The organism is Aureimonas altamirensis, assembly GCF_023702225.1.
GTDB classification, from domain to species: domain Bacteria; phylum Pseudomonadota; class Alphaproteobacteria; order Rhizobiales; family Rhizobiaceae; genus Aureimonas; species Aureimonas altamirensis_B.
In genome coordinates, this window is record NZ_JAMQCO010000005.1 from 1 (window position 1) to 26,231 (window position 26,231).

21 protein-coding genes are annotated in these 26,231 nt (G+C 67.7%); 5 read left to right on the plus strand and 16 right to left on the minus strand.

Features of this window, described 5'->3' with window-relative positions:
• Window positions 1-159: 159 nt before the first annotated feature.
• Entirely contained in the window at window positions 160-1,038 is an 879-nt protein-coding gene (locus NDN16_RS09505) for a 3-hydroxybutyryl-CoA dehydrogenase (protein WP_251113396.1), read from the plus strand.
• 18 nt (window positions 1,039-1,056) lie between these two features.
• Here NDN16_RS09505 and fabI read toward each other — a convergent pair whose 3' ends face one another.
• Genes fabI through fabA form a run of 3 tightly spaced genes read right to left on the minus strand, consistent with a single transcriptional unit; the run spans window position 1,057 to window position 3,698 of the window.
• On the minus strand, window positions 1,057-1,908 hold the full coding sequence (gene fabI / locus NDN16_RS09510; RefSeq protein ID WP_251113397.1) for an enoyl-ACP reductase FabI: 852 nt from the start codon (window positions 1,906-1,908) through the stop codon (window positions 1,057-1,059).
• A 28-nt stretch (window positions 1,909-1,936) separates the two neighbouring features.
• Window positions 1,937-3,151: a beta-ketoacyl-ACP synthase I gene (gene fabB / locus NDN16_RS09515; RefSeq protein ID WP_251113398.1), complete on the minus strand. Its 1,215-nt coding sequence runs from the start codon at window positions 3,149-3,151 to the stop codon at window positions 1,937-1,939.
• A 28-nt stretch (window positions 3,152-3,179) separates the two neighbouring features.
• Window positions 3,180-3,698 carry a 3-hydroxyacyl-[acyl-carrier-protein] dehydratase FabA gene (gene fabA / locus NDN16_RS09520; RefSeq protein ID WP_251113687.1) on the minus strand — a complete coding sequence of 173 codons (519 nt, stop codon included), beginning with the start codon at window positions 3,696-3,698 and terminating at the stop codon, window positions 3,180-3,182.
• 148 nt (window positions 3,699-3,846) lie between these two features.
• On the opposite strand from fabA, the gene NDN16_RS09525 reads away from it, so the two are divergent.
• Window positions 3,847-4,299 carry a hypothetical protein gene (locus NDN16_RS09525; RefSeq protein ID WP_285292570.1) on the plus strand — a complete coding sequence of 151 codons (453 nt, stop codon included), beginning with the start codon at window positions 3,847-3,849 and terminating at the stop codon, window positions 4,297-4,299.
• 120 nt (window positions 4,300-4,419) lie between these two features.
• Window positions 4,420-4,872 carry an iron response transcriptional regulator IrrA gene (irrA, locus tag NDN16_RS09530; RefSeq protein WP_251113400.1) on the plus strand — a complete coding sequence of 151 codons (453 nt, stop codon included), beginning with the start codon at window positions 4,420-4,422 and terminating at the stop codon, window positions 4,870-4,872.
• A gap of 26 nt (window positions 4,873-4,898) precedes the next feature.
• Here irrA and NDN16_RS09535 read toward each other — a convergent pair whose 3' ends face one another.
• The gene (locus NDN16_RS09535) at window positions 4,899-5,426 is read right to left on the minus strand and encodes an SH3 domain-containing protein (protein WP_435301089.1); all 528 of its coding nucleotides are present in this window, start codon (window positions 5,424-5,426) and stop codon (window positions 4,899-4,901) included.
• A gap of 165 nt (window positions 5,427-5,591) precedes the next feature.
• Between NDN16_RS09535 and NDN16_RS09540 the strand changes: the two genes are divergently transcribed.
• Window positions 5,592-6,593 carry a 2-hydroxyacid dehydrogenase gene (locus NDN16_RS09540; RefSeq protein ID WP_251113402.1) on the plus strand — a complete coding sequence of 334 codons (1,002 nt, stop codon included), beginning with the start codon at window positions 5,592-5,594 and terminating at the stop codon, window positions 6,591-6,593.
• A 6-nt stretch (window positions 6,594-6,599) separates the two neighbouring features.
• Here the strand turns inward: NDN16_RS09540 and NDN16_RS09545 are convergent, their stop codons facing one another.
• From NDN16_RS09545 to NDN16_RS09565, 5 genes are all read right to left on the minus strand, one after another.
• On the minus strand, window positions 6,600-7,346 hold the full coding sequence (locus NDN16_RS09545) for a HesA/MoeB/ThiF family protein (protein ID WP_251113403.1): 747 nt from the start codon (window positions 7,344-7,346) through the stop codon (window positions 6,600-6,602).
• Entirely contained in the window at window positions 7,343-8,485 is a 1,143-nt protein-coding gene (gene recF, locus NDN16_RS09550) for a DNA replication/repair protein RecF (RefSeq protein WP_251113404.1), read from the minus strand. The genes NDN16_RS09545 and recF overlap by 4 nt, the downstream gene beginning before the upstream one ends.
• An 8-nt stretch (window positions 8,486-8,493) precedes the next feature.
• A complete protein-coding gene (gene dnaN / locus NDN16_RS09555; RefSeq protein WP_251113405.1) occupies window positions 8,494-9,618 on the minus strand; it encodes a DNA polymerase III subunit beta in 1,125 nt (374 codons plus the stop codon).
• Between the two features lie 121 nt (window positions 9,619-9,739).
• Window positions 9,740-11,287, minus strand: a complete 1,548-nt coding sequence (gene dnaA / locus NDN16_RS09560) for a chromosomal replication initiator protein DnaA (protein WP_435301085.1) — start codon at window positions 11,285-11,287, stop codon at window positions 9,740-9,742.
• Window positions 11,284-11,718: a rhodanese-like domain-containing protein gene (locus NDN16_RS09565; protein ID WP_251113406.1), complete on the minus strand. Its 435-nt coding sequence runs from the start codon at window positions 11,716-11,718 to the stop codon at window positions 11,284-11,286. Before NDN16_RS09565 ends, dnaA begins: the two co-directional genes overlap by 4 nt.
• A 690-nt stretch (window positions 11,719-12,408) precedes the next feature.
• Here NDN16_RS09565 and rmuC point away from each other — a divergent pair.
• The gene (gene rmuC, locus NDN16_RS09570; RefSeq protein WP_251113407.1) at window positions 12,409-13,776 is read left to right on the plus strand and encodes a DNA recombination protein RmuC; all 1,368 of its coding nucleotides are present in this window, start codon (window positions 12,409-12,411) and stop codon (window positions 13,774-13,776) included.
• On the opposite strand, the gene NDN16_RS09575 is transcribed toward rmuC, so the two are convergent.
• The 7 genes from NDN16_RS09575 to NDN16_RS09605 form a co-directional block, all read right to left on the minus strand.
• A complete protein-coding gene (locus tag NDN16_RS09575) occupies window positions 13,687-14,853 on the minus strand; it encodes an acetate/propionate family kinase (protein ID WP_251113408.1) in 1,167 nt (388 codons plus the stop codon). The two genes, rmuC and NDN16_RS09575, sit on opposite strands and share 90 nt — an antisense overlap.
• Window positions 14,850-15,824 carry a bifunctional enoyl-CoA hydratase/phosphate acetyltransferase gene (locus NDN16_RS09580; RefSeq protein ID WP_251113409.1) on the minus strand — a complete coding sequence of 325 codons (975 nt, stop codon included), beginning with the start codon at window positions 15,822-15,824 and terminating at the stop codon, window positions 14,850-14,852. The genes NDN16_RS09575 and NDN16_RS09580 overlap by 4 nt, the downstream gene beginning before the upstream one ends.
• Window positions 15,825-15,839: 15 nt before the next feature.
• Window positions 15,840-18,242 carry a membrane-bound PQQ-dependent dehydrogenase, glucose/quinate/shikimate family gene (locus tag NDN16_RS09585; RefSeq protein WP_251113410.1) on the minus strand — a complete coding sequence of 801 codons (2,403 nt, stop codon included), beginning with the start codon at window positions 18,240-18,242 and terminating at the stop codon, window positions 15,840-15,842.
• A 129-nt stretch (window positions 18,243-18,371) separates the two neighbouring features.
• Window positions 18,372-18,695 carry a thioredoxin gene (gene trxA / locus NDN16_RS09590; RefSeq protein ID WP_039195941.1) on the minus strand — a complete coding sequence of 108 codons (324 nt, stop codon included), beginning with the start codon at window positions 18,693-18,695 and terminating at the stop codon, window positions 18,372-18,374.
• Between the two features lie 128 nt (window positions 18,696-18,823).
• On the minus strand, window positions 18,824-22,369 hold the full coding sequence (gene addA / locus NDN16_RS09595; RefSeq protein WP_251113411.1) for a double-strand break repair helicase AddA: 3,546 nt from the start codon (window positions 22,367-22,369) through the stop codon (window positions 18,824-18,826).
• Complete coding sequence (addB, locus tag NDN16_RS09600; RefSeq protein WP_251113689.1) at window positions 22,366-25,479, minus strand: double-strand break repair protein AddB; 3,114 nt, start codon at window positions 25,477-25,479, stop codon at window positions 22,366-22,368. The genes addA and addB overlap by 4 nt, the downstream gene beginning before the upstream one ends.
• 5 nt (window positions 25,480-25,484) lie before the next feature.
• Window positions 25,485-26,219 carry a nucleotidyltransferase family protein gene (locus NDN16_RS09605; RefSeq protein WP_251113412.1) on the minus strand — a complete coding sequence of 245 codons (735 nt, stop codon included), beginning with the start codon at window positions 26,217-26,219 and terminating at the stop codon, window positions 25,485-25,487.
• Between the last annotated feature and the right edge of the window lie 12 nt (window positions 26,220-26,231).

Sequence of the window (26,231 nt, forward strand, 5' to 3'; positions counted from 1 at the left end):
CAACAAGGACGAGGATGCTCCCATCTTCCAGGTCGCCGACTACGGACTCGTCGGCGACCTCTTCCAGATAATCCCGGAGCTTCAATCGAAGCTTTGAGACGATTATCATGCGTATGGGCGGCAGGAAGCCGCCCGTACGATATCTCCGGGGGAACTTGAATGGTCGAGATTCGCAAGGTCGGCGTGATCGGGGCAGGACAGATGGGCGTCGGCATCGCGCATGTGGCGGCGCTCGGCGGCTTCGATGTCATCCTGCAGGATGTGAGCCACGAGCGGGCGCAGGCCGGGCTGCAACGCATCGAGGCAAACCTTGCGCGCCAGGTCGCGTCCGGCAAGCTGGCCGAGGACGCCAGGGCGGCGGCCCTGTCGCGGATCGCAGCCGCCGATGGCGTGCAGGCCATGCGCGACGCGGACCTCGTCATCGAGGCGGCCACGGAGGAAGAGGCCGTCAAGCGGCGGATCTTTCAACAGGTCTGCCCGGAATTGCGCCCCGACGCCATCCTGGCGACGAACACCTCGTCCATTTCCATCACGCGGCTTGCCGCGTCGACCGACCGCCCGGAACAGTTCGTCGGCATCCACTTCATGAACCCCGTTCCCATCATGAAGCTGATCGAACTGGTTCGCGGCATCGCCACGTCCGACGAGACCTTCGGATCGGCCAAGGCCTTTGCCGATAAGCTCGACAAGGTGACGACGGTCTCGGAGGACTTCCCTGCCTTCATCGTCAATCGAATCCTGATGCCGATGATCAACGAGGCGATCTACACGCTGTACGAGGGCGTCGGCTCGGTCGAGAGCATCGACACGTCGATGAAGCTGGGTGCGAACCATCCGATGGGGCCGCTGCAACTGGCCGACTTCATCGGCCTCGACACATGCCTGTCGATCATGCAGGTCCTGCATGACGGGTTGTCCGATTCCAAGTACCGGCCTTGCCCGCTGCTGGTGAAGTATGTCGAGGCCGGCTGGCTCGGCCGCAAGGCCAAGCGAGGCTTCTACGACTATCGCGGCGAAACGCCGGTTCCGACGCGCTGAAGGGGGGCGTGATGCCCCTTACTTGCCGACCTCGGCGCCCGGCTCGGCATCGCCCGCGATGACGGCGCGGCGCTCCTGCGCCTTCAACTCGTCGAGCGCCGGCATCGACATGATGTTGTAGCCCGCATCCACATACTGGATCTCGCCGGTCACGCCATTGGCGAGATCCGACAAAAGGTACAGCGCCGCGCCGCCAACCTCGTCTATGGTGACGTTGCGGCGCATGGGGGCGTTGCGGCGCTGATAGTTCAGCATCAGCCGGGCGTCGGAAACACCCGCCCCCGCGAGCGTGCGCACCGGCCCCGCCGAAATGGCGTTGACGCGAATGTTGCGCGGCCCGAAATCGGCGGCCAGGTAGCGAACCGAGGCCTCCAGCGCGGCCTTGGCCACACCCATCACGTTGTAGTTCGGCATGACGCGCTGCGAGCCGTCATAGGTCAATGTCAGCAGCGAGCCGCCATTGTTCATGATACCGGCAGCGCGCCGCGCGATCTCCGTGAAGGAGAAGCAGGAGATGACCATCGTGCGCACGAAATTCTCGCGCGTGGTATCGGCGTAAAGTCCCTTCAACTCGGACTTGTCCGAGAAGGCGATGGCGTGGACGACGAAGTCGATCCTGCCCCAGCGCTGCTCGAGAGTGTCGAAGGCGGCGTTGACGCTGGCGACGTCCTCGACATCGCAGTCGATGAGGACATCGCTGCCGATTTCCGCGGCCAGCGGCCGGACGCGCTTGCCGAAGGCATCGCCCTGATAGGTCAGGGCGATTTCGGCGCCATGGGCGGCGAGCAGGCGGGCGATGCCCCATGCGATGGAATTGTGGTTGGCGACGCCCATGACGAGCCCGCGCTTTCCCTTCATCAGGTCGCCCATGGCCGATCCCTCTCTTGTTGTCAGTTGGTCAGACCCGGCGGAACACCAGTGTCGCGTTGGTGCCGCCGAACCCGAAGGAGTTGGACAGGACGGTATCGATCTTGGCATCGTCGATCCGTTCGCGGACGATGGGTATGTCCGCGAAATCGGGATCGATCTCGTCGATATGCGCGCTCTTGGCGATGAAGCGATCGCGCATCATCAGGATGCTGTAGATCGCTTCCTGCACCCCGGTCGCGCCGAGCGAGTGCCCGGTCAGCGACTTCGTTGCCGAGATCGGCGGGATGGCGTCCCCGAACACCTCGCGGATCGCCGCGATCTCCTGCCGGTCGCCGACCGGCGTGGAAGTGGCGTGCGGATTGATGTAGTCGATCGGCGTATCCACGCCGGCCAGCGCCTGCTGCATGCAGCGCACGGCGCCCTCGCCCGAAGGGGCCACCATGTCGTAGCCGTCCGAGGTTGCGCCATAGCCGACGATCTCGGCCAGGATGTCGGCGCCGCGCGCCTTGGCGTGCTCGTATTCCTCCAGCACCAGCACGCCGGCGCCTCCGGCGATCACGAAGCCGTCCCTGTCCTTGTCGTAGGCGCGGGATGCCTCCGACGGGCGGTCGTTGAAGCCCGAGGACATCGCGCCCATGGCGTCGAACAGCGCCGAAAGGGTCCAGTCGAGTTCTTCGCAGCCGCCGGCGAAGATGATGTCCTGCCGGCCGGCCTGGATCGTCTCGTAGGCATTGCCGATGCAATGGTTGGACGTGGCGCAGGCCGACGATATGGAATAGTTGACGCCCTTGATCTTGAACCATGTGGCAAGCGTCGCCGAGGCGGTCGAGCCCATGGCCTTCGGTACGCTGGTCGGCCCGATGCGCTTCGGCCCGCCCTTGTTGCGGGTGATCTCCGCCGCCTGAACGATGGTCTGCGTGGAGGCGCCGCCCGAGCCCATGATGATGCCCGTGCGCGGGTTGGAGACGAGGTCCGTCGTCAGCCCGGCGTCGGCGATCGCCTGGTCCATGGCGATATGGTTCCACGCCGTGCCGCCGCCGTGGAAACGCATGGCGCGCCGGTCGAGCACGGTCGTCGGGTCCAGGGTCGGCCTGCCGTGCACGCGGCAGCGGAAATTCAATTCTTCGTATTCGGGCGCATAGGAGATGCCCGAGCGGGATTCCTTCAGCGAACGGGCGACTTCCTCCACGTCGTTTCCGATGGAGGAAACGATGCCCATGCCGGTTACGACGACGCGCTTCATGCCAAAGGCCCTTCTTTTCTATGGATGCTCAAGCTGCGTCCGCGTCCCGGAACAGGCCGACACGCAGATCGCTGGCGCGATAGATGACCTCGCCATCGGCCTTCATCCAGCCCTCGGCGATGCCGAGCTTGAGTTTGGAGCGCATGACGCGCCGGAATTCGACCCCGTACTCGACCAGCTTGACGTCCGGCGTCACCTGCCCGGTGAACTTGACCTCGCCGACGCCCAGCGCCCGGCCGCGGCCCGGCTCGCCCAGCCAGCCCAGGTAGAAGCCCGTCAACTGCCAGAGGGCGTCCAGCCCCAGGCAGCCGGGCATGACCGGATCTCCCTGGAAATGGCAGGCGAAGAACCAGAGGTCGGGAGATACGTCGAACTCGGCCTTGATGGACCCCTTGCCGAACTGGCCGCCGTCTTCCGTGACTTCGGTGATCCGGTCGAACATCAGCATGGGGGGAAGCGGCAATTGCGCATTGCCGGGCCCAAACAGCTCTCCACGGGCGCAAGCGAGAATATCCTCCTTGCCGAACTGCGTCTGTCTGGTGTCCATCATGCTGCCCGTTTCTCCCCGCTTCAGTGATTGCCGCCGTTGCGCGCGAGGCGGGGCGACGGCTGCCCTGACTGTTTCAGGTGTGCCCCTTAGCATGGGCCGGCCCCGTGGCAAATCCCGTCCGATTCGGATCGCGGCAATATGAGGTATGAACGGAATGCAAATCGCCCTGCGGTTTCTGGGATTTTTTCTCCCGCTCATCGTCTGCGGTCCGGCGCCGGCAGCCACCTGGGGGTTCTCGGATGGCGCGGCCCCGTCGCTGGCCTTCGACGGCGGCAGCGCCGGCCCATCGTTTCGCTGCATGGGCGAAGGCACCGTTCAGACGACCGTGCCGGGTGGCGGCGGGCGCTTCGAGCCGGGCCGCGCCTACACGGTGACGTTGTCGGTCGACGGGCTTGCCTTCCTGATGACGATGCGGGTCGAGCCGCAGGCCGGGGGCGACGTCTTCGTGCTTCTTCGATCGCTTGCCGAAAGCGAAGACCTGCTTGCCGCGCTGGCCCGCGGCAAGGACCTCGAGGTCGCTTCGCCGGCCGGGCATTACCGCCTGCCGCTGGACGGAAGCGCGCGGGGCGTGGCCGCCCTGCGGCGAGCCTGCGCCTGATCGGCGCCGGCCTGCTGCGGATTTGTTTTTCCCGCCGGAAAAGACTATCTCTTGAACGTGCGGGCGAAACCCCGTAAAAGTGGATCATCGTTGTCAAGTTATTCAGATGGTGTCGAAGTGATGGACGAACGTGCAGTTGCGAAAACCGTGGCCGGCGGGCGTCAGCTTTCCTATTGCGTGTTCGAGCGCCTGCGCGCCGCGGGCCTGCGTCCGACACGGCAGCGCGTGACGCTGGGCAACCTGATCTTCGGTGCGGGCGACAGGCACCTGTCCGCCGAAGAGCTGCACGAAGAGGCGCACAAGGCCGGCGAGCCGGTATCGCTGGCCACCGTCTACAATACGCTGCACCAATTCACGGATGCCGGCCTGGTGCGCCCGATCTCGGGCGAGGGACAGCGCACCTATTTCGATACCAATACGTCGGATCATCACCACTTCTTCCTGGAGGAAGAGAACATGATGATCGATATTCCGGACGGTTCGATCCGCATACAGGATCTGCCCGCGCCGCCCGAGGGCATGGAAATCGTCAATGTGGACGTCGTCGTGCGGCTTCGCCGACGGCCCTCCTGACGGGCCGAAGCCCGCCTTGCCGTCGATCAGTTGAACGATTCGCCCGGATAGACGCCCCAGAGCTCGTTCTGGGAGACGAATCCCTTGCGATCCGCGACATCGACCCGGCAGGTGGAGCCGTTGCACTCTTCGACCCGCACGATGACGCCCGGCTCCAGCATGGCGACCGGCCCGCTTTCAGCGGCGGCGGCGCGGCGCACCTGGACCTTGAAATCCTCGCCCTTGCGCCACGGAGTGGCGATGGCGGTGCGTTGGCCGGACAGGAGCGAATAGTAGACCCATCCTTCCGAGCCCTCGCTGTCGCGTACGCGACGCCATTGCTCGAACTCCTGGATGATCTCCACCGGCAGGCCCCGCTTGCTGTAGCGCCACGATACGGGGAAGTCGCGCCCCGGTCCGACCCGCAGGTTCACCTGCTCGGCCTTGAACGACACGAAGCGCGGCAGCGGCAGCTTGTCGGGGTCTGCGGCGTCTTCGTTGGCCTGCTGGGCTTGTGCGGCATGGCCGAGCGTCAGGGCGCAGGCGATGGTAAGAGCGATGCGGCGGAAAGGAATGTTGGCCACGTCTTTCCCTTGGCTGGTCGGATTTCGCCCCGTCGGGGCATCGGCCTCTTGTCGCATGGCTTTGGTTAACAAGTTTTCATCGCATGCAGGGCGGAGTATGTCGGCGCGCATCCAGTGTGCTATCCATGCGAGCACGGAGGGACCATCGGGAGCGACATGACGGAACGGCGGGCTTTGGTGGTGGCGTTGACGCGCCGGTTGCCTCAGGAAATCGAACGGCGCATGGAGGAATTGTTCCGCGTGGCGCGTCCACCGCAGGATGGCGCGATGACGCGCCGCCAGCTGGCGGCCGCCATGGAAGAGGCGGACGTCCTTGTGTCCACCCTCAACGACCGGATCGACGCCGAACTTCTGGCTGCGGCCGGCCCGCGCCTGAAGCTGATCGCCCAGTACGGCGCAGGCACCGACAATATCGACATCGACGCCGCGCATCGGGCGGGCATCACGGTCACCAATACGCCGAACGTCCTGAACGAGGATACCGCGGACATGACCATGGCGCTGATCCTGGCTGTCGCGCGCCGCGTCGTGGAGGGCAGCCGCGACCTTCTCGACGATGGCGCATGGCCCGGCTGGTCGCCGGATTTCATGCTGGGCATGCGGCTGTCCGGAAAACGGCTGGGCATCGTGGGCATGGGCCGCATCGGAACCGCCGTCGCACGCCGGGCGCGCGCCTTCGGAATGGAAATCCACTACCACAACCGCAACCGCGCCAGCGAGCGGACGGAGGGCGAGCTTGCCGCCACCTATTGGGAGAGCCTGGACCAGATGCTGGCCCGGGTGGATGTCGTTTCCGTCAACTGCCCCTACACGCCGGCCACCTACCATCTTCTGTCGCGGCGTCGTCTGGCGCTGATGCAGCCCACGGCGCTGCTGGTGAACACGGCGCGCGGCGAGATCGTCGACGAGGATGCGTTGATCGAGCTTCTGGAGGCCGGCAGGCTCGGCGGCGCCGGCCTGGACGTCTTCGAAGCGCAGCCCCGGCTGAACGAGCGGCTCGTGCGGCTGGCGCAGCGCAACCGTGTGACGCTCCTGCCGCACATGGCCTCCGCCACGCGCGAGGCGCGGCTGGACATGGGCGAAAAGGTCATCATCAACATCCGGACCTTCATGGATGGGCACCGGCCGCCCGACCGCATCCTGCCCGGGCGCGGCTGAGGATGTTTAGCGCCGGTAGCGGATTTCGCTGAAGCGCATCGCCAGGACATCGACCATCAGCAGCCGGCCGATCAGCGGGTCGCCGATGCCGCAGATATGCTTGACCGCCTCGGCGGCTGCCATGGTGCCGAGGATGCCGGTGACGACGCCGAGGATGCCGGCCTCGGCGCATGTCGGCACGGAGCCTTCCGGCGGCGCCTCCGGGAACAGGTCCGTCAGGCGCGGCGCAGGGCTGCCATCGGGCAGGTCCATGAAGGGCGCAAGCAGCGTCAGCGAACCGGAGAACCTCTGGACGGCAGCCTGGACCAGCGGCTTGCGGGCCCTTTCGCACAGGGCCGCGACCGCATAGCGGGTGGCGAAATTGTCGGACCCGTCGATGACGAGATCGTAGCCCTCGACGATGTCCATGCCGTTGTCCGTGGTCAACCGCAGGGGGTGCCGCTCGATTGCGACATGCGGGTTGAGCGCGTGCAGCCGGTGCGCGGCCCGATCGACCTTGGCCGCGCCGATATCGGCGGTTCCGTACAAGACCTGCCTCTGCAAATTCGACAGGCTCACGACGTCGTCGTCGACGAGGCCCAGCGTACCAATGCCTGCGGCCGCCAGATAAAGCGCGGCAGGGGCGCCGATGCCGCCGGCGCCGACGAGAAGAACGCGGGCGGCCTTCAGCTTCTGCTGGCCGGCGCCGCCGACCTCCGACAGCATGATGTGGCGGGCATAGCGTTGCAGCTCTTGCGGTTGAAGCATCGTCATGACGCAAGCGATCCGTTGGTGGCGGCCAGGATTTGGGCGCGGCCTTCCAGCGCGTCGAACAGCGCACGGTCGGTGCCCGTCATGAAGCTTTGTACGCCGAGTCGGTCGAGGATGTCGAACAGCGTCGCCCGGCGGCCGGGATCGAGATGGGCGGCGACCTCATCCAGCAGCAGGATCGGCGGGAGGCCGCTGGACTGCCGCACAAGGTCGGCATGGGCCAGCACCAGGCCGATCAGCAATGCCTTCTGCTCGCCGGTCGAGGCGAGGCCGGCCGGCATCGACTTGGCGAGGTGCGTTACCAAGAGATCGGCGCGATGCGGCCCTTCCAGCGTCCGTCCGGCCGCCCGGTCCAGCCCGCGCGATCGCCGCAACCGTGCCGCGATCTCGTCTTCCACGTCGATGCCGGGACGCGACAGATCGAGCGCGCCGTAGCCTGCATGGAGCTCCAGCCCGGCCAGGGGAAAGGTTCCGTCCGCCGCCGGCCCGCCATGAATTGCCGCTGCAAGGCGATGCACCGTTTCGGCCCGCGCCAGGGCGATGGCAAGGCCCAGTTCTGCCATCTGGACCTCGATGCCCGACAGCCAGGCGTCGTCCCCGCGATCCGCGGCCAGAAGGCGATTGCGGCCGCGCATCGCCTTTTCGAAGTCGGTGGAGCGTCGCCCATGCTCCGGATGCAGGGTCAGGACAAGGCGATCCAGGAAACGGCGGCGCTCGGCGGCGGGCCCGGTGAAAAGCCCATCCATCGCCGGTGTCAGCCACAGGATCCGGCAGAGGTCTAGAAGCTCTTCGGCGCTGCGGGCCGCCACCGCGTCGATCCGCACCTGCCGCTGCGGCCCGACGCCGGCCTCGGGCCGCATCAGCGTCAGGACATCGGCCGGTTCGTCATGGGGGCGGGCAAGGCCCGCGCGGACGGAGAAGCCGCCGCTGCCGGCCACGCGCGCCATCTCGCCATAGGTGGCGCGGCGCAGGCCGCGTCCCGGGGTCAGCAGCGACACGGCCTCGATGAGATTTGTCTTGCCGGCGCCGTTGTCGCCGGCCAGCACCACGAAGCGCGACCCTATATCGAGCCTCAGCGTCGTGTAGTTTCGAAAATCGGCAAGACGCAGTTCGGTGACGCGGCCGGGGCCGGGATCGTCCATCGATGACCCTAGACGCGCATCGGCATGAGGACGTAGAGCGTGCCCGTATCGCCGCCATCGCGGATCAGCGTCGGCGAGCCGGCATCCGCCAGCATGAATACGGCTTCCTCGCCGGCCAGCTGGCCGGTGATGTCGAGGAGGTAGCGGGCGTTGAAGCCGATCTCGATGTCGTCGGCCTCGTAGCCGACCGGGAGTTCTTCGGTGGCGGTGCCGGAATCCGGCGAATTGACCGTCAGCACGAGCTGGCCGTTGGACACCGCCAGTTTTACCGCGCGACCGCGCTCGGACGAGATGGTTGACACGCGGTCGACCGCCTGGGCGAAGCTCTGCCGGTCGAGGGTCAGCGCCTTGTCGTTGCCCGTCGGAATGACGCGCTGGTAGTCGGGGAAGGTGCCGTCGATCAGCTTGGAGGTGATGACCACGTCTCCGATCGTGAAGCGGATCTTGGCTTCGGACAGTTCGATGGCCACCATGCTGTCCGAAGCGGCGTCGCTGATGAGCTTCTGCAGTTCGGCAACCGTCTTGCGGGGCACGATGATGCCGGGCATGCCTTCGGAGCCGGAAGGCGCCACGGATTCCGCACGCGCAAGGCGGTGGCCGTCCGTGGCCACGGCGCGCAGGCGCAGGTCGCCTTCGGATTCGATCGTGTGCAGGTAGATGCCGTTCAGGTAATAGCGCGTCTCTTCGGTGGAGATGGCGAACTGCGTCCGCTCGATGAGACGCGCCAGATCGCCGGCCGACAGGCTGAAGCTGTGCGACAGCGCACCGGCGGTAATGTCGGGAAAGTCCACCTCGGGCAGGCACTGCAGCCGGAAGCGCGACCGCCCGGAACTGACGATCAGCTGGCCGCCGTCCTCGCTGGTGGCAAGGCTGACCTCCGCTCCGTCGGACAGCTTGCGGACGATGTCGTAGAGAAGATAGGCGGGCACGGTCGTGCCGCCGGCCTGCTCGTCGATCGCCGAGACACGCTCCGTCACCTCGATGTCGAGGTCCGTCGCCTTCAGGCGCAGGGCGCCGTCCTCGCTCTTGAGCAGCACGTTCGACAGGATCGGGATCGTGTTGCGCCGCTCGACCACGCGGTGAACGTGGCTCAGTGCCTTCAGGAGGTTCGAACGCTCGATGATGATACGCATGACGTCAGGGCAGACCGATCTAGATGGAAGCCGGGCATGCGGCCCGGCACGTTCCGCTTTTATTAGAGCAAGGCACGCCGAATTGGAACCTCGCCGTCGCGCCGGGCCAGGCCGGGCGCCGTCATTCTTCGATCATGCGGCGGATGATGTCGAGCTCTTCCGAAAGCTTGGAATCTCCGGCGCGCTCCGCCTCGATCTTGCGTACCGCGTGCAGCACGGTCGTATGGTCGCGGCCGCCGAAGCGACGCCCGATCTCGGGCAGCGAGCGCGGGGTCATCGTCTTGGCGAGATACATGGCGATCTGCCTGGGCCGCACTATGGTGCGCGTGCGCCGCGCCGACAGGATATCGGCCCGCGACACGTTGTAGTGCCGCGATACGAATTTCAGGATGTCCTCGATGCGCACGCGCTTCTCGGCCGTATTGCGCGTCAGCTGGTTGAGCAGGTCGTTGAGATGGTCGCTGGACAGCGGCTGGCCGACCGAATGGCGGAAGGCGATCTGGTTGAAGGCGCCTTCCAGGTCGCGGCCGGAGCCGGTGATGCGTTTGGCGATCGTGTCGATGACGGTTTCCGGCAGCTCGAAGGAGGGGTCCTCGGCCTTCATGGCGCTGATGCGGGTGTTGAGGATGGTGCGGCGCATGTCGAGGTCGGGCGATGCCATCTCGATGGAGACGCCGCCGGCAAGGCGCGAACGCACCCGCTGATCCAGCGATTCGAGCTCGTAGGCCGGCCTGTCCGCGGCGACGATCACCTGCCGCGCGCTGTCGATCAGCGCATTCAGCAGATGGCAGAACTCCTGCTGGATGGAACGCCCCTGCAGAAACTGCATGTCATCGATGATCAAAAGGTCGATGCCACGCAGGTTCTGCTTGAAGTCGAGCGCCTGGTTGTCGCGGATCGCCGTCGCGAAGCGCCACATGAAGTATTCGGCCGTCAGGTACACGACGCGCGGGTTGTCGGCCCGCGCCAGCGCCGAGTTGGCGATCGCCTGCAGGAGATGCGTCTTGCCGAGACCGACCGACGCATGGATGAACAGCGGGTTGAACCGCACCGAGTGAGGGCCGTTCTCGGCGATGGAGCGGGCCGCGGCCAGCGCCACCCGGTTGCTCGGCCCCTCGACGAAGCCGGAGAAGACATAGCGCGGGTCGAGCGGCGAGCCGAACTCGGCGGCCGGACGGTCCAAGGCGGGCGCGACGGCGGGCAGGCCGGAACGCGCATGCCTGTCGCCGTCATTGGCCGGCATGGGCATGGGCATGGGCATCGCGGCGGGCATCGCCGTCACGGAGGCGGCGGCCGGCGGCGCTGCGCGCACCGCGCTGCGCACCTGTATGTCGACGCGCATCGTGCCCGGCACTTCCTCGGCGAAGATCTGCTGGAGGAAATCCTTGTAGTGGCCGTTGATCCAGGTCTTCAGGAAGGCCGTCGGAACCGAGAGCTGCACGGAGCCTCGCCCGACCGCCTCGAGCTTCATGCGCTGGAACCAGGAGGCGTAGATGTCCTGGCCGAGCTGCGCCTTCAGCCGCGCGCGCACACGTTCCATCACCTCGTCGTCGTTGCGCGCCGGCAGTGTCCGCATCGGGGTTTGTGCTCCTTCGTGATGGCCGAATGCCGTATGCGCCGTCTGTCGCGTCGTCGCCTCGAGCGACCGGTTGCCGCCCGCCACGCTCATTTCTGCACCCAGGTCAGGCCTTCGGCCTTCCAGCCGGCCACCCGGCCGCGATGGCCGTCCGTGTCCGGCGGACCTTCGAAGCCGTCGAGTATGTTGAAGCTTTCGCCAAAGCCGGCGGCCGACATCGCCGCCGCGCTGGCCATGGAGCGGGCGCCCGAGCGGCACAGGAAATACAGTCGCGACCGACGCGAGCCGCCGCGCTCCTCGACGGCGGCGGAAACCCGCTCCACGAAGGCGGGGTTGACCGACATGGACGGATAGCTCTGCCATTCGACGAAAAGCGGATCCCTCGCCCCGTCCGGCAGGAGCGGAAAGCCGACATAGGTCCACTCGGCCAGCGTGCGGACATCGATCAGGAACGCGTCACCCCCGGCTTCGAGGTCGTCCCAGCATTGCCGGGCCGTTACATCGTCCTTGTAGGGCTTCGTCACGGCGATACTCTCCATGGGCCGCGGCGGCATGCGCCGGGCAGGTAAAAGAAAACAGAACACGGGTCGGCAACGCCGCAAAGACGCGCGGTTGCCAGTTCGGGAATTGCGAGAGCTTAAGCGAGGGGTGTGTTGAACCTAGAAGGACACCAGATTTCCAATTTTGTTCTGGAAAACACGCGTTGTCCCCACACTTCGTTTCCGCAAGCTCTTGTCGCTGAGAGGAAGCTACGCATGTCGACAGTTTGGGGCAAGCTTCGAATCGTGGAAAACGACCTCGCGGCTCGGGGACTGTGGCGCGGAGGACAAAGCCATAGTGTAGCCCATTTGATTAATGGGCTGATTCCGCAACGGATTCGTTTTCCGATCCACACATCGGGAAACGACAAGGAAAATTTCGACTTTATTTCGCACCCCCTTGCTTGACTCTCGCCCTGCGCGGGACTTCCCGGCAGATGACAGAAAAGTTTCAATCAGACCTTCGCCAACCTGCTGAAATATAACGGTTAATTCTGCGGGCCGCGGGCGTGCGGCAGAATCGCCGCGGGCCGCTGTGGCGTTTGCATGACGGAAAACCCCCCGAGGCCTTGATTCCGTTTCGGGAATCGCGGCTCCGCCGAACCGGGCTTGACGGCCGCGTCCGTGTAATGAGAACAAAAGGAGATCCTTGCGACTCGAGTCGAGGACGGGGCCATGCTTACGGAGACGATCATGCAGGCCTTGCTGCCGGCCCTGATGATTCTCAACCTGTGCTTTCTGATCTGGCTGATATCGCGGGTTGCACGGGGGGAATCCGCCCGCGATGAGATCGCCGACCGGCTCGACCAGCTCGATGCCCGCATGTCGGAGACGCAGAGTTTCGCCCAGGCGGGCTTCAGCGCCCTGCGCGAGGATTTCGCACATGCCGCCTCGGAAACGCGGGCGGATGCCAGGCACCTTCGGGAGGAGGTCGGGGCGTCGCTGCACCGCCTCGGCACCCAGACCATGACCACGCTGGACGGTGCGACGCGGCGCCAGGCCGAAGGCTTGCAGGGCGTTGCCGGCCGGCTTCACGAGATGTCCGAGGCCAACGAGCGCCGGCAGGAGGCGTTGCGCCAGACACTGGAAGGCCGGCTCGACCGCCTGCGCCAGGAGAATGCCGCCAAGCTGGAGGAGATGCGCGTGACCGTGGACGAGAAACTGCAGGGGACGCTGGAACAGCGTCTCGGCGCTTCCTTCAACACGGTGAACGAGAATCTGGAGCGGGTCTTCCGTTCGGTCGGGGAAATGCAGTCCATCGCAACGGGTGTAGGGGACCTGAAGCGCGTGCTCTCCAACGTGAAGGCGCGTGGCACCTGGGGCGAGGCGACGCTCGGCATGGCGCTGGAGCAGGTGATGACGCCGGAGCAGTACGCCACCAATGTCGAGGTGCGCCCGCATAGCGGGCAACGTGTGGAATATGCGATCCGCCTGCCGGGAGACGGAGCGGAGCCGGTCTGGCTGCCGATCGACGCGAAGCTGCCGACCGAGGATTACGAGCGTCTGGTCGATGCGTCGGAGCGCGGCGACGCCGATGGCGTCGAGGAGGCTGCCAAGGGGCTGGACCGCGCCATTCGCAAGGCTGCCGCCGAGATCGCCGCCAAATATGTCCAGCCGCCCCACACCACGGATTTCGCCGTCATGTTCCTGCCGACCGAAGGCCTCTTCGCCGAGGTCGTGCGGCGGCCGGGCCTGATCGACCAGTTGCAGCGCGACAGCCGGGTGATCGTGACGGGCCCGACGACGCTGATGGCGTTGCTGACGTCGCTGCGCATGGGGTTTCGCTCGCTTGCCATACAGGAGCGATCGAGCGAGGTCTGGCAGGTGCTGGGCGGTGTGAAGAGCGAGTTCTCGCGGTTCGGCGACATGCTGGACAAGGTACAGAAGAAGCTTGGCGAGGCGCAGACGGCCGTCGATGGCGCGCGGACGCGCGGACGCGCGATCGACAGGCGGCTACGCGCCGTCGATGACGGCGGCGACGGCGCGCGCCACCATCCGCTCCTCGTCGGTGGCGAAGACGTGCAGTGCGGGCCCCTGTCCTGACGATATGTCTTCGGCCCCGGCCTCGTTTGCGGCCTCGTCGATCCGGACGCCGAGCCAGGAGAGGCGGCGAGCGATCATCGCCCGCGCGGCGGGCGAGTTTTCGCCGATACCGGCCGTGAACACGATGCGATCGACGCCCTCCAGCGCCGCCGTCAACGCGCCGACCTGACGGCATACGGTCAGCGCGAAATAATCCAGCGCCTCGCGGGCCTCCGGTGTGCCGGCGGCCATCAGTTCCTGCATGTCGCCGGAAAGGCCGCTGACGCCGGCAAGACCGGAGCGACGGTACAGCATATCTTCCACCGCATCGGGCGCCATGCCCTTTCGCAGCATCAGGTGAAGCAGGACGCCGGGGTCGATCGCCCCGCACCTCGTGGCCATGACGGGGCCGTCGAGCGGCGAGAACCCCATGGTGGTCGCGACGCTCTGCCCGTCCCGCATGGCGCAGAGACTGGAACCGCTGCCCAGATGCAGCACCAGAACGCGCCCGCCGGCGTCGGGCCCGAAACGCTGCGCCAGCCGTTCGGCGATGGCCTCGAAGGACAGGCCATGGAAACCATAGGCGATGATGCCCTCGTCGATCAGCGAGCGGGGCAGGCCGTAAAGCTTCTGCAGCGCCGGGCGGCCGGCATGGAAGGCCGTGTCGAACGCGCCGACCTGCACCGCATCGGGGAAGCGCCTTGCGGCCAAGGCGACGATGGCGAGGTTGTAGGGTTGGTGCAGCGGCGCCAGCGGCTCCAGGGTGGCAAGATAGTCGAGCGTCGGGCCGTCCAGCCGGGCCGGACCGGTCAGCATCCGGCCGCCATGGACGATGCGATGGCCGATGGCCGAAATGGCCCGCTTGCCGGACAGGCCCCCCTCCAGCCGGTCGAAGACCAGTTCCAGCGCACCGTCCATGTCGATGGGGGCGTCGCCTGGGCTCTCGTCGACAGTCTCGCCCCCCGCCGCACGGATGCGCAGGCGTGGCCGATGGCCGATGCCTGAAACGGAGCCGCGCACGCGCTCGTCGCCGCCTTCGGCATAGAGGGCGAATTTCAGGCTGGACGAACCGGCGTTGAGCACGAGCCTTCGTGTCATGCGGGGATGCTTTCCTTGGCGGCGCGCGCGCTTTTCTGCCGGCGCGCCACAAGCAGCGCCGCCGCAGCCGAGGCCAGCCGCGACAACCGCCCGTCGGCGCGGCTGGTCAGCATGATCGGCACGCGCGCACCCATCACCAGTCCGGCCGATTGCGCCGCCGCAAGATAGAACAGTTGCTTGGCCATCATGTTGCCGGCCTCGATATCCGGCACGATCAGGATATCTGCGCGCCCCGCGACGGGCGATCGGATGCCCTTGCGCTCGGCCGCCTCCGGCGACACGGCGTTGTCGAAGGCGAGCGGCCCGTCGATGATGCCGCCTTCGATCTGCCCCCGGTCGGCCATCTTGCACAGGGCTGCCGCATCCAGCGTCGCGGGCATCGTGGGGTGGACCGTCTCCACGGCGGCGAGCAGCGCGACGCGTGGCTCGGGCACGCCCAGCGCATGGGCGCAGTCGATGGCGTTGCGGACGATATCGGCCTTGGCCGCCAGGTCGGGCGAGATGTTGATGGCCGCGTCCGATATGAAGAGCGGGCGCGGATAGGTCGGCACATCCATGATGAAGACATGCGACATGCGGCGGTCGGTCCGCAGGCCCTTGGCGCGGTCCACCACCGCGCCCAGGAGTTCGTCCGTATGAAGGCTGCCCTTCATCAGCGCTTCCACGCTGCCGTCCCGCGCCAGGGCGCAGGCGGCTTCCGCGGCCGCATGACTGTGCTCTACCTCGACGCGCTCGATCCCCGAAATGTCGATGCCGGCGGCTTCGGCAGCCCGGTCGATGCGCCCCGCCGGGCCGATCAGCACCGGCTCGATCAGCCCGATGCGCGCAGCCTCGACGGCCCCTTCAAGCGAAACGGCGTCGACGGGATGCACCACGGCGGTCCGGGCCGGTGCGGCCTTGTCGGCCAGTCCGAGCAGCCTGTCCAGTTGCGAGGTCATGTCTGCCCCCTGTCCGCGTTCGGTGGAATCCATGGCGCTCCAGTCGGGTCAGGGGAGGGTGTAGGCGATCACGTAGTCGCCGCGCTCGGGCGATTGGCGCGCGCCGCCGGCCGTGACGACGACATACTGCTTTCCGCTTGCGGGCGACACGTAGCTCATCGGGCCGCCCTGGCTGCCGACGGGCAGGCGGCCCTTCCACAACTCCTCGCCCGTCCGGCCGTCGAAGGCCCGCAGGTAGAAATCCTGGGTGCCGGCAAAGAACACGAGGCCCGAATGCGTCGCCAGCGAGGGGCCGAGCGTCGGCATGCCGATCGGGATGGGCAAGCCCATCGCGATCCCGAGCGGGCCGGTATCCTCCACCGTGCCGAGCGGAACCTGCCACACAAGCTCGTGCGTCTTCAGGTCGATCGCCGAGAGCGTGCCGAAAGGCGGCTTCTGGCAGGGGATGCCCAGCGGCGACAGGAAGCGCATGCGCATGGCGCCGAAGGGGGTGCCCTCCTGCGGCACGACGCCCATTTCGATGCCGCTGGCGCCGGCCGGTATGTCGGCGCGCGGCACCATGTAGTTGGCGAGCCCGAGCCGCATGTCGTTGACGTACATCAGGTCGGTGGTGGCATCGATGGACACGGCGCCCCAGTTCATGCCGCCGAGCGACCCGGGGAACTGCAACGACTTGTCCAGGCCGGGCGGGGTGAATATCCCTTCCACCCGCATGTCGCGGAAAGCGATCCGGCACAATAGCTGGTCGAAGGGCGTAGCGCCCCACATGTCGGCCTCGGTGAGCGTCTCGTTACCGATCATCGGCATGCCGACCGAGAAGGGCTGCGTAGGACTGTAGGTTTCCCCTTCGAGGTTGCCCTGCGGTACGGGCCTGTCCTCGACCTCGGCGATGGGCTCTCCCGTCTCGCGGTTGAGAAGGAAGATCATGCCCTGCTTGGTCACCTGCGCCAACGCCGGCACGGTGCCGCCATTGCCGTCCGGAATGTCGTACAGCACGGGCTGGGCGGGCATGTCGAAATCCCAGATGTCGCGGCGAACTCCCTGGAAGGTCCAGCGGACCTGCCCGGTCGCCTGGTCCAGCGCCACCACGGAAGAGGAATACCGGTTGTCCAGGTCGCTGCGATGGCCTGTCCAGAAGTCCGGCGTGGCGTTGCCGGTCGGCAGATAGACGAGGCCCAGTTCGGGGTCGTAGGACATGGCGGCCCACACATTGGGTGTGCCGCGCGTATAGGTTTCACCCTCCGGCGGCTCGCCCGTCAGGTCCGGGTTGCCGGGGTCCCATGCCCAGGCGAGATTGCCCGTGAGCACGTCGAAGGCGCGGACGACGCCCGGGGGCTCGTCGGTCGAGAAATTGTCGGCCACGCGGCCGCCGACGATCACGAGGTCGCCGGCCACGAGCGCGGTGGATGTCTGCTGATAGTAACCCGGCTCGACTTCGCCCATCCCGACCGTCAGATCCACCGTCCCGCCCTGGCCGAAATCGGCGCAGGGCTGCCCGGTTTCCGCGTCCAGTGCGATCAGGCGCGCATCGATGGTCGGCAGGAACAGGCGTCCCCGGCACAGGGCGGCATCGGCGGCCTGCGGCGCCGGCTGGCCCTCGCCGCCGGCCGCAGGCGGCGTCTGCGCCGCCGGCGCCGGCTCGTCGCCTGCCTCCCAGTAGGCGAGGCCGCGGCAGCGTTGCCAGTTGGGCGACTGCGCCTGCGGGTCGAAGCGCCAGCGCTCGGTGCCCGCATCGGCGTCGATGGCGAACACCTTGCCGTAGGCGGAGCAGACATAGACCGTGTCGCCGACCTGTATGGGCGTGTTCTGGTCTTCCGCGCCCGAGCCGGTGCTTTCCGGCAGGTCGCCGGTGCGGAACGTCCAGGCCACCTGCAGGTCCTGCACGTTGGCAGGGGTGATCTGGTCGATGGACGCGAAGCGCGTTCCGAACGAGTCCTTGCCCCATTCGCGCCATTCGCCGGGTTGTGCCGGTGTGTCCGGCGCGGCGTAGCTGGCGGTCGGGGCGACGACGTTCTTGGGAGAGAAGGCGGCGACCGCGGTGGCCACGATGCCGACGAGGAGCACGAGCCCGGCGCCGTAGGGCGCGAAGGAGGGTTGCCGTCCGGCGGCACGCTGCAATGTCGGATGCAGGAACAGGAGAAGGCAGGTGGCGACCGCGATGGCGAAAAGCCGCGCCACGAGTTGCCAGAAGTCGAATCCGACCTCCCAGAGCGCCCATGGAATGGTGACCAGGAAGACGATGCAGAACAGCACCGTACCGGTGGGGCTGAGCGAGACGATCAGCGCACCGGAGGCAAGCAGCACGAGGCCCGCCAGAAGGTAGTACCAACTGCCGCCGAGGCCGGCGAGCCAGGCCCCACCGCCGGCAAGGTACAGGCCGGCGATGATGACGACGATGCCGACGAGCCGCAGGAGAATGCGTCCGAAGGCGGAGGATGTTTGTTCTGGCATGCTGCACGTCCCCGAGAAACGGCGCTGTGTCGAGACGACCAGGCGCCTCGAAGAGTGATTAGCGCGGCCTCAAAAAGAAACAACCCACCGCCTTGCGGTGGGTTGTCGAATCGCGGGTGAACGGTGCGTTCATGCCGACAGGTTGGAATTGATCCAGGCGACAAGCTTCGATTTGGGCGCCGCACCCACCTGTACCGATGCCTGCTGGCCGTCCTTGAACAGCATCAGCGTCGGAATGGACCGCACGCCGAACTGCGCCGCCAGATCCGGATTGTCGTCGATGTTGACCTTGACGATCTGGACGGCGTCGTTCTCTTCCGAGATTTCCTCCAGGCTGGGCGCGATCATCTTGCAGGGGCCGCACCACTCGGCCCAGAAATCGACGACGACAGGCTTTGACGCCTGGAGAACATCGGCCTGGAAAGACGCTTTGTCGGTTTTCTTCGTAGCCATAGGGGGCTCCACTTCGCGCCGTTCCCGATGGGGCGGCGCCGATTGTTTGCGATTGCCGGCGGCACGAGGCGATTGTCTCCGCGATGCCGCCGGGCCTGTCCCATAGTTAGAACCTTGCATTGCCGCGTTCAAGCAGCCGGTCCAAGCGACAGCGCCTCCGGGTCCAGGCGATGCAGCACCGGCCCCTCGGTATAGAGCAGCGCCGCCTCGATGCGCCGGTCGGGGAAAAGCGGCGCCAGCAATGCCGCGTACAGCGCCATCTGCCGGCGATGCGCTTCCGGAATGGCGGCGGCGTCCTGTGGAACGGGACGGTTTGTCTTGTAGTCCACCAGAAGGACGCGGTCCGCTTCCACGGCCAGCCGGTCGATCAGGCCGTTGACCGGCAGACGCCGCCCGTCCAGCTCGACCGTCCCGGCGATCGCCACCTCCGCGCGGCTGGCCGATCCGAAGATGGGGGCAAATGCGGGCTCGCGCAGGACGGCGTCCACCTCTTCGATCAATTTTTCGCGCTCTGCCGCCGGCAAGGCCGGTGCGCATCGCGCGACATAGCCATGGGCGGCCTCGCGGCGCGCTTCCTCTGCAAGGTCCGGCAGGACCTGCAGCAGGCGATGGGCCATTTGTCCGCGCAGGAGCGCCATGGCCGGGTCCGCCGGCCCGTCGAGGACCGGCGAGCGCCATGCCGGCCCTTCGAAGCGTTCGATCGTCTGGCCGCCGGCCGTCGAAGGCGTCAGCGGGCGCGGCCCGATCTCCTCGGGCGGCAGGGGCGACAGGTCGATTGCCGGCGGAGTTGCCGGCGCGGCTTCGACGGCATCTTCCATCCGGCCGTGCGGCGGCTTGCCGATGCGCCAGGCGACGATTTCGCCGCCGGGATCGAGGATCGCCTCGGCGGTTTCGCCCAGACTGTCGCGGACATGGGCGGACCAGCTATCCGCACTCGGTTCCCGGATGCCGGAATAGCCGCAGACGACGAGGCGATCGGCCGCGCGCGTCAGGCCCACATAGAGAAGGCGGCGATACTCGTCTTCCGCACGCGCGCGCTCCAGCGCCGCCAGCCTTTCGATCTCTGCGTTGCGGCATGACCTGTCGGGACACCAGAGGAAGCCCGGCTGGCTTTCCGGCGGTTGGCCCGGCATGCCCTCCCATTCGATCAGGCGAGCCGCATGGCCGGTGGTGAAAGGCTCCGAACCGGGATCGACCAGAAAGACCGCCGGGGCTTCCAGCCCCTTGGCGGCATGCACCGTCATGATGCGCACTTCTCCCCTGAGCGGCGTCATTTCGCGGCGCACGACGGGAGGATTGGCGGCCAGGTCGGCAAGGAAGGCGTCGAGCCCGGCTCGCCCCTCCTGCTCGGCCGTCAGGGCAAGCTCCAGAAACGCGTCCAGGACTTCGCCCGTATCGCGGCCGAGGCGGGCGGACAACGCGGCCCGGCCGCCCTCGGGCCCGAGAAGGCGCGCGTAGAAGCCGTAGACCCCGGTGTAGCCGGCGCGGTCGCGCAGAGCTTCCAGGCGCTCGAAGGCGCGTCTTGCGCGCTCGGCCAAGGGATCCGCATCGACACCGAACGGTTGCAGCCGCGCCGGATCCACCCCGCCCGCCAGCCGGCGAAGGGCCAGATAGAGGGCTTGCGGCTGTCGCACATTGCCGCGCGACAGCGCGAGCGCCATCAGGTCGTCATCGCTGAAACCGAAGATCGGGCTCTTCAACGCTTCGGCCAGCGACAGCTCGTCCTCGGCGTTGGCGACGGTGCGGCCGATGGCCATCAGATCCTGCACGGCGAGATGGTCGGTAATGGTGAGACGATCGGCTCCGGCAACCCGTATGGCCGGATTGCCCAGCGCCCTGATGGCGGCGCCCATGGCGGCCACGAAGGCCGACCGCTTGCGCACCAGGATGATGACGTCGCCGGCGTCCAGCGGGCGGGTGACCCCCTTTACCTCGACGGGCGTGCCGACCCAGGCCTCGATCTGCCCGGCGATCCGTCGGGCCAGACGGTGAATAGGCGCGTCCAGCGGCTGGTGGTCGATGGGCTGCAGCCAATCGTCGTCGGTTTGCGCCGCGGGAAGCGGCCGGACGGTGGGCCACACCTCGACGAGGCCCGCCTGGGCGGCGCGCGCGGACTCGTGCACCGGAGCCTCGCCTTCGCTGGACAGGCCGCGACGGCGCGTCTCGTCGGAAAAGATCGTGTCGACCGCCGACAGGATTTCGGCCGCGGAGCGAAACGACTGGTGCAACCCTACCCGGTGGAAGGGATGCCCGGACCGGGCGGCCAGTTGCTCCAGCCGCCGTCGCTCCCGCGCGAACATTGCCGGGGATGCGCCCTGGAACGAATAGATGGACTGCTTTTCGTCACCGACGGCGAAGACGGTGCGCCGACGCGCCGCATCGGCGCCATGGAAGAATTCGTCCACCAGCGCCCGCACCACCTGCCACTGGCGCAGGCTCGTATCCTGCGCCTCGTCGACGAGCACATGGTCGATACCCCGGTCGAGCTTGTAGTGCACCCAGGCCGAAGCCTCGCGCCGCAAGAGAAGATCGGCCGTGCGTACGATCAGGTCTTCGAAATCCAGCATGCCGCGCCGCTGCTTCAGGGCGCGATAGTCGCGCTCCAGCCGGTCGGCGACGACAAGGGCTGCCCGGCTGGCGCGAAACAGGCGTTCGGTGGCAAGGCGTTCGGCACAGCCGTCGAGATAGTCGCCCAGCATCCCGAGCCTCGATTCGAGGTCGGGCAAGGCCGCTGCGACGGCCTTGGTGGCGACGCTGCCGAGCTTGTAGCGATCGCCCTTCACGGTGAAGACCAGCGATCGAAGGACGGCATACCGCTCCTGCGGCGCCGGCGCGGCGGTCAGGCGCGCCAGCTTCTCGCACAGCTTGTCGTTGGTGGCGCCGCCGGCCCGCGCCGCTTCCAGGCCGAGCTGCCGGCAGAAGGCGGGCTCGAAGCCGGGCGGATCGTCGATGCCGGCCAGGGGGTCCGTGCCGCCCACGCCCAGCGCCTGCCGGAGCGTCCGGACGGCACCGTCCGCGCCGCCGCAGCCCTCGATGAAGGCGCCGATGCGGTCGCGCCGGGCTATACAGGCATCGATCAACGCGTCGAGGCCGGCTTCCCCCGCCAGTTCGAGCGCCTCGGCGAAGGCCTCGGCAAGCGCCGGGTCGGCGCCGGTGCCGCCGTCCAGCCGGGCCAGTACCACCAGCAGGCGGCGCGCCTCTGCCAGAAGGAGCGTGCTTTCGCCCTCGTCCATGACCCGGAAGTGGCCCGGCACGTTCGCCTCGAGCGGGAATTGATGCAGGATGGCTTCGCAGAAGGCGTGTATGGTCTGGATCTTCAGGCCGCCCGGCGTTTCCAGCGCAGTGGCGAACAGGCGGCGCGCGGCCTTCACGTCGCCCGGGACGCCGCCTCGTAAGGCTGCCAGCTCCTTGCCGAGGCTGTCGTCGTCGGCGCGCGTCCAGCGCGACAGGGTGGCGAAGACGCGGGCCTGCATCTCCGCTGCCGCCGCCTTCGTGTAGGTGAGGCACAGGATACGGCCTGGGCTGACGCCGGAAAGGAGCAGCCGCACCACCCGCATCGTCAGGACATGCGTCTTCCCGGAGCCGGCATTGGCCGCCACGAAAACCGACAGGGACGGATCGGAGGCGCGCTCCTGCGCGTGGATCGTGGCGGCGGAAACGGAAAGACCGGTCATTCCTGTTCCTCGCTCCCTTCCTCGGCCATCGCCCATTCGCGCGAGCGGGCAAGCTGGTCGTAATCGCCCGACATGTCGGCGGCGACGAATGGGCGCGCACGCGACAGATAGCCCTTCGCAGGGTTGCGGTAGGCGGCGCCGAGGGCGCGCAGCCGCGCCAGGGCGGCATCGGCCAGCCCATCCACGGTGATGGCCTCGCTCCGGGCGCTGCCGGGCGTGGCCAACGCTTCCTCGATGAAGTCGCGTTCGCGGAGGCGCACATAGCTCAGCCCCGCGATGGGCGTCCCGGCGGCCAGCCCGTCGAAGGCGCCGAGCTTCAGCATCGCGCCTTCCAGCGGCAATTGCGGCGCAAGCAGCGTGCGCGCCTGCCTGACCGAGGGCGAAAGCCCGGTCTTGAAGTCGATGATCTCCGCGCCGCCGTCGACCGTCTCGTCGATGCGATCGGCATAGCCCGTCAGGGTCAGCCCGATATCCGCAAGGACGAGTTGGCCGCCGAGCTCCGCCCTGCGGGTGCGGATGCGGGGGCTCCGTTCGTTTTCCCAGTCAAGGTATCGCCGCGCCAGCCCCTCCATGCGCGGCCACCATACCGCCTCGATCTCCGGCGGCAGCTCCGCCGCGGCGAATTGGCGCCGCGCGATGGCCAGCAGCGCCGAACCGGCATCGGGGCTTGCCGGATCCAGCCCCTGCGAAACGAACTCAGCCAGGATGTCGTGGAACAGCGTTCCGCGCTCGGCGGCACCGGGAGCGCGGATCAACGACTCGAACGGTTCCAGCTTGAGGATGCGCCGGGCGTAGACGGCATAAGGGTCGCGCACCAGGCGCTCAACTTCGGTCACCGATATGCGGTCGGGCCTAAATTCGACAGGCGGGCGGGGCTCGGGGCGGGCGTGGCGCGGCATCTCGGCGCCGGTGTCGAGACGGCGCGCATGGGCGATATAGGACGCGCCCCGCTGCCGCAGGCGGGCGGTCGCGTCCGGGCCGGCCACGGCCGCAAGCCGCTGCAGCCAGCGCGAGGCGATGGATGGCGCGCCGCCCCGGCGCTCGGCCCGCGTCAGGATCAACCGCTCGTTTCCGATCGACATCCACAGGTCGTGCGCGGCGAGGCCGATCCGGCGCTCCGGCGGATCGAGCAGTATCTCCGTGCGCATCAGCCGCGACAGGAAGGCGTCGGCGCGCGCGCCCTGCGGCCAGGTACCCTCGTCGAGACCGCCGAGGATCAGCGTATCAACGCTCTGCAGGCGCGCTTCCAGGGCGCCCCAGACAAAGGCGCGATGCGACAAGCCGCCGCGCGGGGCGACGCGCCTGTCGGCCATCAGGGCAGCGACCACGTCGGGAAGCTCTGCCGGGGCAAAGGCGAATTCCGTCGCCGGTGACGAGACGAGTTCGCGCAGCCATGCGGCGAGGGCCTGGCCGGCTTCCTCTGCGTAGAGGGAGGCCGGCGTCCCATCGGGGTCGGCGGCAAGGCCTTCCAGGGCCAATGCCAGCTGCATCGCCTGCGGGGCAAGTTCCATCGCCGTCTCGCCGCGCAGCGCGGCAAGTGGAGCCAGTGCCAACTCAAGCGCCTCGGCCACCGCGGCGCCAAGGGCAAGGTCCGCCTCTGTCAGAAGCTGCACGGCGCGCGCAACGCGCGCATCCTCCGCGCGTTGCCGGCAACGCCTTGCGTACAAGGCTGCCAGCCCGGCCGCATCGGCAACCCCGGCGCCGCCGCGCAACGCCACGATCTCGACCGCGCGGGCGCCGCGCCGCACATCGGCAGGCGCCATCCCCAGGCGGGTCAGCGGATGCTTCATCAGCGACAGAAGCACAACGGGATCGCCGGGCGTCAGCGCGGCCTGCAAGGCCAGCCGGACCAGTTCTCCCGGCGGCGTCGCGGCAAGCGGCCGGCCGGCGGAATCGTTGGCCGATATGCCGAAACGCTCCAGTTCGGCACAAACGCGACGGCCGAGGGCCCGGTCGGGTGTCGCCAGCGCAACGCGGCTGCCCGGCTGCGTCAGGGCCTCGCGCATGGCGATGGCGATGGCCAGCGCTTCTTCCGCTTCGTCCGCCGCCTCGATCAGGCTGACGCCGTCCAGCCCCGCCTCGACATCCAGCGCGGCGTCCCGCCAGCGCTCCGTCGTTTCGGCCGGGCGCGTCGCCTCTGAAAAAAGGGCTTCGCGTGCGCCGAGCGCCGGTATCGCGGGACCATCGATCTCGCGGACATCGGCGCGGGACAGGCCGAGACCGTCCAGCATGCGCGCCAGCGTGTATTGCGGGTGGCCCGCCGCGGCGGCTTCATGCGCGCGGCGCACCCGCTGGAACGCGTCGTCGTCGAGCCGCTTGTCCAGGCCGGGCAGCACGAGCGCTCCGTTCGGCAGGGCTGCGATCGCCTTCATGAGGCCCAGCGTCGCGCCCACGCTGGTCAGCGCGCCGGCCACCAGGACCGGGTCCTTGCTGCCTTCGGTACGGTAGCGCGCCGCCTCCCGCCGCGCGAGTTCGAGCCGCAGGGTTGCGGCGTCGGCAAGCTGGAGCCGGGCGAGTTCGCCGGGCCAGTGCTCGGTCACGATGGACAGGAAGGTCTGCGTCAACTGCCACCAGCCGGCCAGCCGGTCGCTCATGTCGAGGCGCGCCAGCGCGCCGAGGTCGATGCCTTCCCCGGCGGCCTCGTCCATCAGCGCGGCAAGGTCGGACGCCATCCACAGGGCGTCCGCCGCCGAGGCAGGGAGTACCAGCTCCTCCTCGCCGAGGACGTCAAGGGCGGCGCCGGCCAGCTGCGTCTTCCAGAAGCGGATCAGCCGCGCCAGCAGCAGGCGGCGGTGCAACGGCTCCATGGCGGGAAGAAGGGTGGATGCGCCATCGGGGCGGAAGCCGGCGGCATCGTCTTCCTCGCCCAGCGTGCGGATGCGGGGAAGGATGGCCGATACGCCGCCCAGCTCCGAAGCCAGGGCGGCGGCGAGCGTCTGCCCGGCTCGCCGCGTCGGCACGTAGATGGTCAGGGCTGCAAGGGCCAACGGGTCGCTCGCGCCGGCGGCGATCTCGGGCACGATCCGTCCGGCCAGGATCTCTTTCGCCAACGTCGGCAGGAAAGGCAGGCGCGGCGGAATGGAGAAGACGCGCAGGGCCGGCCCATCCATCGCCGTCACGCCGCGCTGGCGACGAGCACCCGCTCGGCTGCGCCGATGGCGTCGGGGGTGCCGACCGTCAGCCACAGCCCGTCCAGCCGCACCCCGAACAGCCGGCGGTTCTCGATGGCGCGGTCGAAGACGCGATTGAGCGAATAGCGCTCGATGCCGAACCCCTCGAAGGCGCGCGGGTGGATGATGGCGGCCCCGGCATAGATGAAGGGCGACATGTCGCGCTCGTCCACGCGGGCCAGCCGTCCCTCTACATCCATGACGAAATCGCCGCGCCCGTCATAGCCGGTCGATCGTTTCATGTCGGCGATGAGCAGCAGGATATCCATCGTGCTTTCGTCCCACATCGCGGCCATGAGGTCGAGATTGTCGCGGTACCCCTCGATCCAGAATGTGTCCGAGTTGATGACGTAGAACGGGTCCGGCCCCAGAAGGGGCAGGGCCTTGGCGATGCCGCCGCCGCTTTCCAGGAGGGCGTCGCTCTCGTCCGAGATGTCCACGCGCACGTCGCGGCGCTTGCGCATGTGGGCGCGTACGAGATCGGGCAGATAATGGACGTTGACGACCAGATGGTCGACGCCGTTGCGCAGCAGCGCCTCGACCCCGTAATCGATGAGGGCCTTGCCGCCCACCTCCACCAGCGGCTTGGGAATCGTGGCGGTGATCGGCCGCATGCGTTTGCCGATTCCGGCGGCCAAAACCATGGCCGTCTTCGGCCGTTCCATCGTCTGTCGTGTCATGTCTCGTCTGTC

Coding starts and splice junctions, on each gene's coding strand:
- NDN16_RS09505 (WP_251113396.1), top strand. CDS start 160: ATGGTCGAGATTCGCAAGGTCGGCGTGATCGGGGCAGGACAGATGGGC.
- fabI (WP_251113397.1), bottom strand. CDS start 1,908: ATGGGCGACCTGATGAAGGGAAAGCGCGGGCTCGTCATGGGCGTCGCC.
- fabB (WP_251113398.1), bottom strand. CDS start 3,151: ATGAAGCGCGTCGTCGTAACCGGCATGGGCATCGTTTCCTCCATCGGA.
- fabA (WP_251113687.1), bottom strand. CDS start 3,698: ATGGACACCAGACAGACGCAGTTCGGCAAGGAGGATATTCTCGCTTGC.
- NDN16_RS09525 (WP_285292570.1), top strand. CDS start 3,847: ATGAACGGAATGCAAATCGCCCTGCGGTTTCTGGGATTTTTTCTCCCG.
- irrA (WP_251113400.1), top strand. CDS start 4,420: ATGGACGAACGTGCAGTTGCGAAAACCGTGGCCGGCGGGCGTCAGCTT.
- NDN16_RS09540 (WP_251113402.1), top strand. CDS start 5,592: ATGACGGAACGGCGGGCTTTGGTGGTGGCGTTGACGCGCCGGTTGCCT.
- NDN16_RS09545 (WP_251113403.1), bottom strand. CDS start 7,346: ATGACGATGCTTCAACCGCAAGAGCTGCAACGCTATGCCCGCCACATC.
- recF (WP_251113404.1), bottom strand. CDS start 8,485: ATGGACGATCCCGGCCCCGGCCGCGTCACCGAACTGCGTCTTGCCGAT.
- dnaN (WP_251113405.1), bottom strand. CDS start 9,618: ATGCGTATCATCATCGAGCGTTCGAACCTCCTGAAGGCACTGAGCCAC.
- dnaA (WP_435301085.1), bottom strand. CDS start 11,287: ATGAGCGTGGCGGGCGGCAACCGGTCGCTCGAGGCGACGACGCGACAG.
- rmuC (WP_251113407.1), top strand. CDS start 12,409: ATGCTTACGGAGACGATCATGCAGGCCTTGCTGCCGGCCCTGATGATT.
- NDN16_RS09575 (WP_251113408.1), bottom strand. CDS start 14,853: ATGACACGAAGGCTCGTGCTCAACGCCGGTTCGTCCAGCCTGAAATTC.
- NDN16_RS09580 (WP_251113409.1), bottom strand. CDS start 15,824: ATGGATTCCACCGAACGCGGACAGGGGGCAGACATGACCTCGCAACTG.
- NDN16_RS09585 (WP_251113410.1), bottom strand. CDS start 18,242: ATGCCAGAACAAACATCCTCCGCCTTCGGACGCATTCTCCTGCGGCTC.
- trxA (WP_039195941.1), bottom strand. CDS start 18,695: ATGGCTACGAAGAAAACCGACAAAGCGTCTTTCCAGGCCGATGTTCTC.
- addA (WP_251113411.1), bottom strand. CDS start 22,369: ATGACCGGTCTTTCCGTTTCCGCCGCCACGATCCACGCGCAGGAGCGC.
- addB (WP_251113689.1), bottom strand. CDS start 25,479: ATGGATGGGCCGGCCCTGCGCGTCTTCTCCATTCCGCCGCGCCTGCCT.
- NDN16_RS09605 (WP_251113412.1), bottom strand. CDS start 26,219: ATGACACGACAGACGATGGAACGGCCGAAGACGGCCATGGTTTTGGCC.